At 72.8% G+C, this 12378-nt stretch carries 6 protein-coding genes; 2 read left to right on the forward strand and 4 right to left on the reverse strand.

Annotated elements, in window-relative coordinates; all coding sequences use genetic code 11:
- Positions 1 to 1055: 1055 nt before the first annotated feature.
- The gene (locus D7W81_RS34095) at positions 1056 to 2015 is read left to right on the forward strand and encodes an alpha/beta fold hydrolase (protein WP_120559573.1); all 960 of its coding nucleotides are present in this window, start codon (positions 1056 to 1058) and stop codon (positions 2013 to 2015) included.
- A 19-nt stretch (positions 2016 to 2034) separates the two neighbouring features.
- Here the strand turns inward: D7W81_RS34095 and D7W81_RS43800 are convergent, their stop codons facing one another.
- Together D7W81_RS43800 and D7W81_RS34110 are read right to left on the reverse strand one after the other, a co-directional pair.
- Positions 2035 to 4254: a GspE/PulE/PilB domain-containing protein gene (locus D7W81_RS43800; RefSeq protein WP_244227608.1), complete on the reverse strand. Its 2220-nt coding sequence runs from the start codon at positions 4252 to 4254 to the stop codon at positions 2035 to 2037.
- A gap of 59 nt (positions 4255 to 4313) precedes the next feature.
- Positions 4314 to 4703, reverse strand: coding sequence for a VOC family protein (locus D7W81_RS34110; RefSeq protein ID WP_120559574.1), 390 nt, complete (start codon positions 4701 to 4703; stop codon positions 4314 to 4316).
- Positions 4704 to 4730: 27 nt separating this feature from the next.
- On the opposite strand from D7W81_RS34110, the gene D7W81_RS34115 reads away from it, so the two are divergent.
- Entirely contained in the window at positions 4731 to 6086 is a 1356-nt protein-coding gene (locus D7W81_RS34115; protein WP_120559575.1) for a DUF4388 domain-containing protein, read from the forward strand.
- On the opposite strand, the gene D7W81_RS34120 is transcribed toward D7W81_RS34115, so the two are convergent.
- Together D7W81_RS34120 and D7W81_RS34125 are read right to left on the reverse strand one after the other, a co-directional pair.
- Positions 6070 to 9186: a hypothetical protein gene (locus D7W81_RS34120; RefSeq protein WP_120559576.1), complete on the reverse strand. Its 3117-nt coding sequence runs from the start codon at positions 9184 to 9186 to the stop codon at positions 6070 to 6072. The genes D7W81_RS34115 and D7W81_RS34120 overlap by 17 nt on opposite strands.
- A gap of 24 nt (positions 9187 to 9210) precedes the next feature.
- The coding region (locus D7W81_RS34125) for a flagellar motor protein (protein WP_120559577.1) at positions 9211 to 12378 on the reverse strand (3168 nt) is incomplete at its 5' end.

Genomic DNA, 12378 nt, shown 5'->3' on the forward strand with positions numbered 1-12378 from the left:
ACCGGCTGCTGCCCTTCATGGGCGGCGATGCGATGCGCCAGTGGGTCATCTGCGCGTTGGATGCGCTGTATGCGCGCGACGTGCAGGCGCTTCAGCACCAGCTGCCGGCGCTGATGAAGACGTACGACGAGCTTGTGCTCGACCAACTCGCTCCTGTCCCTCGGGAGCAGGCGGCCCCCGAATCCCCTCACGCTCAGGAGTGCAGCGTCGACGCCCCCGCGTCAGACTCCGCGCAGGACGATGCACCCGAGGCACCTCCTTGCGTTGGGACGTGCGTCCTCGGCGCCCCCATGGCAGTCACCGAGCAGGGCGAGGCGCTCGCGGCAGGCTCCTGCGTTGAGGATCGTGGCATTGGCAGCCTCGTGCCAGCCGCCACGCACGATGACGCATTATTGGAGGCACGCTCCTGCGTGGAGGAGATAGGCCTCGGGCGTCTCAAGTCAGCCACCGAAGACACGGAGGCGCTTGGAGTTGATGCCTGTCCCCATGGGCAGGAACTCCCTGTGGAGCCCGACAGCGGGGCGCTGCTGTTTCCATTTGCCCCAACGTCCGCCCCCGGCGGGCCTGGTGGGGAGTGCACCGGAGGATCTGTGCCGGGCGCGGTCTTGGGCAATCTTTCCGGTTGCCGAACAGGTTCGGACGCGTCGTCTCCAGAGAGGAGCATTCAGCCCGAGGCTCCTCCCACCAGTTCCCGCGGACACACCTTGCATGATGAAGCGCAAGGCGGCGGGCTGCCATGTGGCCCCACCACCAGGCTGTGCGTCTCTGACTGCTGCCTTACCCACTCCTCAGAACCACCTGATTCGTGAGCGGTGACAGCCCTTCGTCTCCTCTCGCACAAGAAGCTCTGCACACCGGATGCACCCGGAGTCGTGCCTGACAGGATCGCTTCTTCTTCGTTTGGGGCTGTCCGACGGGGCCTCGGGCGGTCGGGCTGTTGCTCACGTCTCCGCCGCATTGGCGGCAGGAGGCGGATGCGGCCCTTATGATGGGCGACGTGTAACGGGGCCCGTCCGCCGCGAGGCACCGACGCCCCTCCCGCCCTGGGTGAACGCATGTTCGTGGCTCTTGGAGTCCTTGCCGGCACTGCTGCCCTCGTGCCGGCCGCGCGCTGGTGGTTGATGAACCGGGTGGGCGTGCCCCGCGCGAGCGAGCCCTTCGATGGACACGTCTACCGGGTGGGCAAGGCCGTCATCGCTGAACGAAGGTGCGAACAGCCTCGAGCCACGGTCATCGTCATGCACGGTTTCGTGGCCGACATGCGCTACTTCACGCACCACTACCGCGAGCCCGACCTCCAGCTCATCCTGCTGACGAGCTGCGACTACCACCTGCCCATCACCGGCCCCCGCGAGGAGCCCGCGCCGTGGGCGAAGGTGCCGGCCGAACCAGAGGGCACCATCTCCCATGATGCCGCCGTGCTGGTGCAGGCCCTGGAGCACCTGCCCCGGACGGACGTCGTGCGCGTCCACGGGCATTCGCGCGGAGGTGCCGTGGTCCTGGAGGCCGCGAAGCTGCGGCCAGACCTCTTCGAGCGGGTGGAGGTGGTGCTGGAGGCGCCCGTACTCCCGCAGGCCCGCCCCTACCGGAGCCTGACGCCGTCGCAGTTCTGGCTGCTACCGTTCCTCATCCCGCTGTGGCGGCTCGCGCCCATTGCCCGGCACAACCGGGGCGCCTGGGGGCCGCTGGAGAATGCCCGCAAGCGCGAGCTCATCATGGCCTTCCCGTTCAACCCCAAGCGGGTGGCGACGATGATGGCCAACCTGCGGGACATCGAGGCCTGGAGCCAGACGCGCGATGCGTCCCTGTTCGGCAACGTGCGGCGCGGCACGGTGCTCGTGCCGGGGAAGGACCGGGTGCTGGAGTCCGCTTCCATGCGGGAGAGCGCCTGGCGCGCGAAGCCCGGGCTCGAGGTGGTGGAACTGGACGGCTGCAGCCACTTCGTCCTGTGGGACCGTCCCGATGCGATGCCCGCGCTGACTCGCGCGATGGAAGGGCCCACCGGGACCGGGTGAGCCTTCGCGTGGGTGGACGCTACGCGCTCTTGCGCCGCCGCATCATCGCTTCGTACGAGCGGCCCACACCCTGCGAGAGGATGAGCAGTTCGCCCACGTCCGGTGGAGTGAACTGCTCCGGTCCGTTGTCCACGTAGAGCAGGTGGACCACCTTGCCGCGCACGAGCAGCGGCAGGATGACCGCCGTCGTCGGGAAGCCGCCGCCGAGCAGCCGGTAGAACATGCCCATCGCGGCGTCGCGCTTCACCGGACCGACGTAGTGAGAGCGCAGGTCGCGCACGAGCCGGAAGGTGCTCTGGTCGCGCAGCGGCACGCCGATGCGGCGGACCCCTTCGTTGCTCACGCCCTGCCCCATGCCGTGCCAGCCCGTGACGAGGTTGCCCTGCACGGACAGCAGCAGGCTCCGGCGCCACTTGCCCAGCGCGAAGCGGAGCACTGTGCGAGCCACGTCCTCGCGGTCCGAGCTGCGCGCAAGCTCTGCCTGCGCCTCCGGGAACGTAAGCGGCGTGGGAGGCGGAGCCGCCGGTTTCGCGGCCACGGGAGGGCTCGCGGCCGTCCCTGAGAGAACCGCGCCGGACACGCTGGCCTGGGCCGCGACGTGCGCGGGAACACCCGCACCCGCCTGGGCCGCCACCTGCGCGGGCACGCTGGTGCCTCCTGGCCCACCACGCACCTGCGCCGGGACCTGGGCGGGCATGCCGTGCGCTGCCGGATGACCCGCGACATGCGCGGGCACGCCCTGCGCACCGGGCTGCCCCGCGAGGTGCGCAGGCACATCCTGAGCTTCAAGCTGCCCCGTGAGGTGCGCAGGCACGCCCTGCGCACCGGGCTGCATCACGAGATGTGCAGGCACGTCCTGAGCTTCAAGCTGCCCCGTGAGGTGCGCAGGCACGCCCTGCGCTCCAGGCTGCCCCGCGAGGTGCGCGGGTATGTCGTGCGCTCCCGGATGACCCGTGAGGTGCGCGGGCACGCCCTGCGCTCCAAGCTGCCCTGCGACTTGCACGGGTATGCCCTGCACTCCGGGCTGCCCGGCTACGTGCGCGGGTACGCTCTGCGCTCCAAGCTGCCCCGCGAGGTGCGCGGGTACACTCTGCGCTCCGGACTGCCCAGTGGCGTGCGCGGGCACGCCCTGCGCTCCAAGCTGCCCTGCGAGGTGCGCGGGTACGCTCTGTGCTCCAGGCTGCCCAGCGACGTGCGCGGGCACGCCCTGCGCTCCAAGCTGCCCCGCGAGGTGCGCGGGTACGCTCTGTGCTCCAGGCTGCCCCGCGGCGTGCGCGGGCACGCCCTGCGCTCCGAGCTGCCCCGCGGCGTGCGCGGGCACGCCTTGCGCTCCAATCTGCCCCGCGAGGTGCGCGGGCACGCTCTGCGCTCCGGACTGCCCCGCTACGTGCGCGGGCACGCCCTGCGGCCCTACGCCCTGCCCTGGGGGATTCGCGGCACGGGCTGCATGCGCGGGCACGCCCTGCACGGGCACGGGGGGCGCCATGTGCGCGGGGATGTCCACTCGCGGGGCCGTGGGGCGCTGGGGCGTGGGCGGCACGGGGGCTCGCTGCACCGGAACAGCTGCTGGCATCGCGGGCCGGCCCTGGGGCGGCGCGGCCATGGGCGCCTCCACCACCTCCTCGCCGGTGATGATGATCTCCCCTTCCAGCACGTCCGCTTCCGCATCCGAGCCGCCTCGCAGCGCCTGCGCGTAGACGGACTGGAACTCCTCCTCGCTCATCAGGTCCGGCGGCCGCTCCGACGCCTTCGCCAGCTCCGCCGCCGCGCCCTTCGCGGGCCTGGGCCGGACCGCGTTCATGTCGATGGCCCGCAGCTGCCGGAACGCCTTCGCGTGCCGCCGCAGCAGCTGGTTCATCCGGAACTCGGGGATGACCACCGGCACCACTCGCTTGCCCGTCCTGAACGCGATGGCGTCCAACGTCGTGAAGTCGTGCGGGTTCACCACCGCGACACTCAGCCGCGTCGCGTCCGCCCGCATGGGCAGGAACTCCTTGTCGTCCGCCTCGTTCGGGTTCACCAGCGCCACGGCCTTCGGGTCGGGCACCATCTCCCCGGACGCGTAGGCGCAGTTGTGCAGCCGGCCCAGCGCCTTCGCCAGGTCCTGCTCGGACAACAGCCCCAGCTCCACCAGGTTCGTTCCCAGCCGGCCGCCGTGGACCACCTGCGACTCCAGCGCCTCCTCCAGCGCCGCCGCCGACACCAGGCCGTCCTTCACGAGCAGTTCACCCAGGCGCATGGGCCCGCTTGTAGCCATGCCCCCTCACCCTCCGCAAGCACCCGGCCGGGCACGCGCCCCTAGTCGTCTGGATGGTGGCTCAGCCCCACCCGGTTGCCCTCGGGGTCCCTCACGTAGAGCGTCCAGCGCGTCTCGTGCTCCAGCGCTACCCCCGCGCGGGCCAAGGTCTCCACCACCCCACCTCGCGCCTCGCGGGGAATCCGGAACACCAACATCAACAGCCCCGGCGCCGGATGGCGGAACGGCACGGCCTCCGGCGTCCCCTCCACCGCCTCGATGGCCAGGAAGGCGCCCCCTGGGACGCCGACCCAGACGCTCCGCAGGGTGCCGTCCTCACGCAGGTGCCGCTTGAGTTCCGGAAAGCCCAGCAGGTCGCGATAGAACGCGGTCACGCGCTCCACGTCCTTCGCTTGGATGGCCACGTGGTGGAAGCCCTGAACGTCCTTCATGGGGTTGATGGTAGGGTCTGCCCGCCCATGGCGCGACTGCTCATCGTGGAGGACAACCAGGAACTCGCCTCCCTCATCGCCACGGTGGCGCAGACGCGGGGCCACGAGGCGCTCACCGTCTTCACCGGCGAGTCCGCGCTGGAGGCACTGGGCCCCCACTCCCGCTTCGACGCCGCGCTGGTGGACCTGCTCCTGCCGGACATCCGCGGCAGCGAGGTGCTGGGCGCGCTGCGTGCCCACGCCATCCCCGCCATCGCCGTCAGCGGCGTCTACAAGGGCGACCGCTTCGCCCAGGAAGCCATCAAGGTCCATGGCGCGTGCGCCTTCTTCGAGAAGCCCTTCGAACTGGACGCCGTGCTCAACGCGCTGGAGGAGGCCGCGGGCGTGACGCACGGAGAGCTGCTCGACGAGGTGGACCTGCTCGTCCTGGAGGAGCTGGTCCAGGAGCCGCCCGGGGCGGACGAGCCCGCGCTCGAGTCCGTTGACTCCGCGGCCGGGCCGTCCGAGCCGTCCCAGCCCGCGCCCCCGGAGGAGCCCGCGGACGTGTCGGAGGCCCTGCCCCTGCCCTTCGCCCAGCGTGACGCCGTGTGGACGGAGGCCGTGCCCGCGGCGTCCCGCCGCCGCCGCCAGCTGCCGGAGTGGTCGCTGGGCGGAGACCTGGCGCACACGTCGGTGCCGCGCCTGCTCAACGCCTATTACGAAGCCCGTCACCATGGCGAGCTGAAGCTGCGCCAGGGCACGGTGCTCAAGGTCGTCTACTTCGAGGCGGGCCGCGTCGTGTACGCCGCCTCCAACCTGGCGCCGGAGCGCTTCGGCCGCTTCTGCCTGCGCAAGGGCGCGCTCTCGGAAGCGCAGCTCGCGGAGGCCGCGGGCTACGCGCGCGAGCACTCGCTGCGCACCGGCGACGCCCTGCTCAAGCGCGGCCTGCTCAGCCCCAAGCAGCGCCGTCAGCTGCTGGAGGAGCAGGTGAAGGACATCCTCTGGTCCACCTTCGCGTGGACGGAGGGTGGCTACGGCTTCAGCCCCATGCGGCCGCAGCGCGCGGACCTGGTGCCGCTGTCGCTCTTCCCCGGCGACCTCATCCTGGAAGGCGTCACGCGCACGGAGACGCTGGTGGCGCTGCGCCAGCGCATGGCCCCCGGACGCCGCCTCTTCCCCGCGGCGGACCCGCCCTACGGACTGCACGAGCTGAAGCTGGACGGGCCGCAGGCGATGCTGCTCGCGTTCGCGGACGGCACGAAGACGGTGGAGGACCTGCTGGCCCTCACGGACCTGTCCGAGCGCGAGGCCCTGGCCACCCTGCGCGGCCTGGAGCTGTCGGGCGTGCTGGAGGAGCGGCAGGAGACGCCCAACCGCCGCCAGCGCATCAGCTTCGGGCTCTGACGCCGCGCCTGCGCCGGGCGGCCCACGCCAGCGCCCCCAGCCCGAACGCCGTCACGCCCGAGCCTCCGCCGGAGCACCCGCAGCCCGACGTGGCGGGAGGCGGCGGTTCCGCGCGCGACACGGTGACTTCGCGCAGCGTCGCGGTGCCGGAGAACCGCGGTGGGGCCAGCAGCGCCGTGCGCACCACGTACGTGAGCGTCGCGGTCGCGCCCGCGGGCAGCGGCACCGGCTCCACCGCGAAGTGCTGCTCGGACGCCTCCACCGGCGTCACCGGCTGGCCATTCAGCGTCATGCTCTGGGGCACCACCTGCGCTCCGGTGACGGTCTCCAGGTAGCGGATGGCGCTCACGCCGCAGGCGGTGTCGTTGCGCAGCGTCACCGTGACGCCCACCTGGCCGGCGGTGATGCCCGCCCCTGTCTCCGTGCGCCGCTCCACCGTCACGAAGGGCCGCGCGCCAATGCGCACCGTGTGTTCCCTGTCCTTCGGGGTCGCTTCCTCGCCCACGGCCTTCACGCCCAGGGTCACGAATTCGCCCACCAGGCTCTCCAGCTCCGTGTCCACCGTGGCCAGCGCCACCGAGTCTCCCTGGGAGACGAGCGGCTTCAGCGCGGGCCCTCCTGTCGGCGTCCACGTCAGGTCCACCGCCGAGCAGGCCCCTTCCGGAATCGTCTGCCGCAGCGTGCCCCGGGCCCCCTCGCCGCAGGTGGCGATGAACTCGCCGTCCAGCTCGCCCAGCTCCACGTCGCGCGAGTTCCGCGAGAAGGTCTCGAGCCCGTCCTCGGTCTTGTCGGAGCTCCCGGCCAGGGCCTCGTGCATGCGCACCCGCAGGGTGTAGCTGGCGCTGCCGCAGGTGGGAGGCAGGTCCAGTTCGAAGGTGCCCGAGGCCCACGGGTACGTCCGCGTGGCGAACACCCGGGCCGGGTCGGACGGGTCCTCCAGCGACACCACCGTGGTGAAGTTCCGCATGCCCGTGCAGTTGAGGGGGAAGTCCGTCGTCACCTGGCCACGCACCTTGCGCTCTTCCGGCGGATCCAACGTCACCTTGGGCTTCACCGAATTCAGCTCCACCCACCGCGGCTTCACCGCCACGTCCACGTCGGACGCCGGGCCGTCGAGGACGAACCCGTCCACGGTGATGCGGTTGAAGGCGCGCAGCTTCACCTGCAGCGTGTCCACGCAGGTCGCCGAGGAGAGCAGCACCGAGTTGCCCTCGATGGACTCCGGACCCACGGGATTCCGGCCCGTCCCCTGCTGGACCATCACCGCCACGCCCGAGGGATTCTCCAGGACCGACCAGAACGTCGACACCGGCGGCAGGCCCGGCGTCGGGGGCATCCCCGGGAGCGCCGCGCACAGGTGCGTCGACTGGGGGACCAGGGCCGCCCCGGAGTAGACGTCGCGCGACCCGCTGGTGAACGGCGCCTCGGGGGGCCCCCACGGGTGGAGCTCCAATGGGACGCTCGTGGGCGGGGAGGTCAGCTCGCCGTCGTTCGCGCGCACCTCGTAGTTGAAGACGGTCGTGCCTCCCTTGCAGCGGTCCGCCCGGCTGGAGGGCGGCGTGAGCGTGGCCACGCCCGCGGCGTCCACGGTGAGCACCGGCGCCCTCGAGGGCGTCGTCCAGAGGTACCGGACGGGCTCGCAGCCGGTGGTGCCCCGTGCGGGGGTGAGGGTGCCGGAGGGCCCGCCCATGAAGAAGGCGCCGCCGGGCACCGTCTCCACGGGGCGCTGGGGCGCACCGGGCGCGACGGTGTGGCGCAGCTCCAGCGCCACCGCCTTCGCCGTGTCGTGCGCACGCAGGCCGTCGGAGGCCACCACGTCCAGGTACGACGTCTGGGTGGCGCAGACGGACGGCGGCGCGGTGAGCGTCAGCTTGAGCCCGCTGTCCTCGCGCGAGTCGAGCGGCGCCTGGGCGACAGTGAGCGGACTGCCCGGCGCGCGCACCATGGCCGACAGCCGCACGGCGTCCCCGTCAACGTCGCGCAGCGTGAGCCGCACCTCCTGCGACGTGCCCTCGTCCACGCGGATGCGGCCCGGCAGCTCGCTCACGTCGGGCGGGTTCTCGTTCCGGTAGATGAGGACGTTCTGCGCGTACCCGTTGAGGATGGCGACACAGTAGGACGCATCCGCGCAGGCCAGCTGCAGCGCGGACTGGGTGAGGCCCGTTTGCAGGTCCGTGTTCGGCCGCCAGAGGGTGCCCGGCAGCGCGGGCGGAGTCACCGGCTCCGCGCTGTACGCCGCCACCGTGTCATCCGCCTGCTTGAGGAACAGCAGGCCAAAGCCCGTCCCCGCGTTGGAGCCGCTCGCCACATCGAGAGCGACCGCGTCGACCATGCCGGGCGCCAGCGGGATGGGTTCGAAGGGATAGCCAGCGTCGCCCAGGGTGCCTCGAAACAGACCCGTGTCGTTGCCAAAGAACGCGAGCGGCCGGTCCGGCGTCGCGCCCGGCAGGAGCGCCACGCCGTGGGCCGAGTTCGGCGAGTTGATGCCCGAGGCCACGTAGGACACCGCAGCCGTGCCTCGGTACCAGAGGAAGTTGGCCTTGGCCGCGGACACGGAGAACAGCGCCTGCGGCTGGCCATCCGCCTGCGGAGGCAGCATCGCGAGCTGCGGCTGGGCCGTCAGACCCGTCACCGGGGGCGACAGGGGACCCCACGCGGCCGTGCCGCCGTCCGTCGGGACGAGCGAGGAGCGGAACTGCGGGGTCATCAAGGGCTGCTCGGCGCCGACGGCGTAGCCCACACCCCCGTCCGCCGTGACGCGCACGGCGCGCACCTCGATCTCGTTGCCGTCGATGGGGAACAGGTGCTTGCCGTCATCCGCCGGAGAGCAGCCGCCCACGCTGTGGAGCGTCCCGTCCGTGCGGATGCCCACCACGCAGTCGGCCCCGCGCAGGAAGCTGCCCGCCATGCCCAGGTTCACGGTCGTCACGCCGCCATCGCGCGACACGTACAGCTGACCGTCGGTCGCCACGGCGAAGAAGCCGGGCCGGAAGACGGTCACGTCCTTCGGGAGGCCCGTCTGGGTCTCGACGAGGGTCCATTTCGCGTGGGCCACGCCCGCGCACAGCCCCAGTCCCAGGATGATCCACCCGAATCGCACGTTCGACTTCCCTCTGCCCGGCGCCTACCAGGCCACTTCCGCCCGGAGATAGAGGCGGTCCGGAGCATCCTCCGGTTCGGCCTCCAGACCCAAGCCGCTGAAGCCCAGGACGGTGTACCCCAGGGCCACCCGCAGGCGCTCGTCCAGCCGGTAAGCGACTTCCGGCCGGAGCGCCGTCAGCCCCTGGTCATCCGCCGCGGACGTGCGCTGGGCGGCCTCCACCGCGACCTCCAGCCCGCCCAGCACCCGCACCGAGGGACGCAGCGTGCCCGTCCACACCCAGCGCGAGGACCCGCCCAGGCTGGAGCGCCCGACGTGCAGGCCCGACGCCACGGAGAGCCGCTCGCCCAGCCGCACCGCCGGCATCAGCGACACCGTCTGGAGCACCCGGTCTCCGAAGACGAAGCGGGTACCGGGGGACAGCTCGCGCGTGAGGCCATAGCGCGCCACCACCAGCCAGGGGCCGGGCCGCCAGACGAGCGCCGCGAACCCTTCCGCGAACCGGGCCTCCAGCCCCTCCCGGCCCGCGGTGTGCGCGAAGTCCAGCCGTCCGGAGGCCGTCACGTCCTTCATCAGCTGGCCTTCCGCGGCCAGCGCCAGCACCACCTGGGTGCGGTCCACCGGGCCGGAGGCGCCGCGCGCGGGCGTGCCCTCCTCGTGGCGCAATTCGGCGCGCACGTCCGCGCGGAAGCGCTCGCGCAGCCACTGCGCGGACACGCTGGCCACGTCGCGCGTGAGGTCGCTTTCGATGTCCAGCGGGTTGCGCACGCCGCGCTCGTAGCGGGCGCCCGCGCTGAAGCCGCTCTGCCCCGCCGCCCACTGGAAGCCCACCGCGCGGGCCCGCCGCATCGCCAGGGCGTCGTGCGCGCTCACGTCCTCCACGAACACGGTGGTGCCATCCCCCACCTCCGTGCGGGCGCCCGTCACCGCGCGGCCCGCGCCGAAGTCTGGCCCGTCCACGTCCACGGAGTAGCCGCCGTAGTACGTCTCGCGCCCGCGCCGCACACGCGCGTCCAGCCAGGCCTGCGGGCCCAGCTCCGGGCCCCAGCCGCCCTTCACGCCCACGGTGGCGTCGTCGTCCACCTGCAGGGCCACGCCCGCGGAGGTGAACGTGTCGTCCATGCGGCCCAGCCCGTCGCCGCGCTCGACCAGCCGCTGCCGGTGGCCCGCGGACACGGTGATGCGGGAGGACAGCGCGTAGTGCCCCGCGACGCCCAGGGACGTCCGGCCGCCCTCGAGCGCGTCGCCCTCGCCGGGCACGTCCGTGGCGCGCAGCCAGCTGTCGCGGAGCTCCAGGCGCACGCCCCCGTCGTAGCGCTCGTAGGCCACGGCGGCGCCCAGCGTGCGGGCGCCGAAGGGCGTGTCCTCGAAGGGCAGGCGCGGATCCGCCGAGCGGCGCTCGTCGCCCAGGAGCATGAGCGCCACGGGGCCCACGGGTTGGGTGACGCGCAGGGACAGCTGCCGGAAGCGGGCCGCGTCCACGTGCGCGCCGTCGGAGAAGCCCTTGGAACGCTCGCGCCACGCGGCATCCACGGAGCCGCCCGTCCCGGGGCCCAGCACCCCGGGGCCACTCAGGCGCAGGGTCGCGGCGCCGCCGTGGTCATCCTGCAGGCCCGCCGGGCGGAGGAAGGACAGGCCGCCGTCGTCCGACACGCCAAACACGCCCGGCGCCACCGCGAGCCCCCGGCTGCTCGCGGCCTCGGCGAGGAGCGAGTATCCCCACAGCCGCGTCTGGCCCCGCCCCGACAGCAGCTGGAAGGGGGAACCCAGCCGGCGCTCGCGCACGGCGGACACGCCGACGGTGGAGTCGCGCCAGCGGGCCCAGGCCTCGCCGCCCACCGAGTCGCGCGGGTCCCCCGAGTGCAGCACGGCGTAGTCCACGACGAGCACCGGCTCTGGCGCCTCGGTGAGCGCGTCCGTGCGCAAGAGTGACGCGCCGGTGAGGAACGACAGCGGGCGCGCGAGCAGGATGCGGCCCGCGAGGTAGTCGATGTCGTAGTCGCGGCCCCGGATGAGGTGCTGTTCGCCCAGCGGCAGGCCGGTGACGCCGTCGCGCACCTCCACGCGCACCAGCTCCGAGCCCTCCGCCACGACGCCGCCTCCAAGGTAGTAGAGGCTGCCGCCGGTGGCCCGCAGCTCCTCGTGCGCGGGCGTCGCGGCCAGGCCGCGCGTGGGGTCCACCAGCCCTCCGGCGAACGCATCCAGCCCCACGCTCACCGGGCCCAGCTGCTGCTTCAGCTCCGCGTACGGGCCGAAGAGGGGGCGGTGGTAGCGGCCCACCTCGCGGTCCTGCAGGAGCGCGCGGTAGGTGCCGAAGCCCGCGCGGCCGTACTGCTCGTGCCGCGCTTCGAGGCGCAGGCGCCCTTCCGTGGGGTTGGGCGTGAGGGACACGGAAGCGTCGCCCCACTCCGCCGGCGCGAGGTCGGGGTCGGGCCAGCGGTCGAAGCGCTCCGGCATCCGGGGGCGCAGCCAGTCCGCGAGCGGCGCGTCGTGCAGCTGGCGGAAGTCGGTGTCGGTCAGGTCCAGCTCGCCCACCACCTGCACGGGCCCCACCTGGGCTTCGCCATGGACGGCGCCGCGCCCCCGCAGCCGGAAGCCCCCGCCCGCCGGCGCGATGCTGGCCTCCACGTCGAGCAGGCCCACGACGAAGGGTTGGGCCCGCGCTTCGACGGTCACGGAAACGGCGCTTGAGGGCCCCTGTGGCAGGGCTAGCGAGATGTGGACGGTGTTGCGTCCCGGCACGAGCCGCACGGGCAGGCGGACCTCGCCTTCGGGCCCAGCGGCGAGCTGGGTTTCAGGGGTCGTCACCTGGGTGCCGGGGACCACCTCCAGGCGCAGGAAGGTGTCTCCCGTGGGCAGGGGCACGTCCGGGGACAGCCCGCGCATGGCGCCCAGGCGCACCTTCGCGCGAGGGATGACGATCCAGCCGTGCTCACCGCGTCGAACCACGTCGAAGGTCTGCTGGGCGAACTCCACCGCGCCGCCTGGCGACGTGGTGGTGATGGCGATGACGTTCTGGGCCGGATACAGCAGCACGGTCGCGAGCCACGCGCCGGAGTCCTCCACGGTGGCGTCCACGTCGCCCACGCGGACCCGGTCTCCAGGAGAGGCCTGGCCGCTGATGAGGAAGCGCAGGTTCCCTTCGGTGTCGGCGCGGGCCTCGGGGGGACGGTTCGGCACGGAGGTGGGGGC

This window comes from Corallococcus aberystwythensis (genome assembly GCF_003612165.1).
GTDB lineage: Bacteria > Myxococcota > Myxococcia > Myxococcales > Myxococcaceae > Corallococcus > Corallococcus aberystwythensis.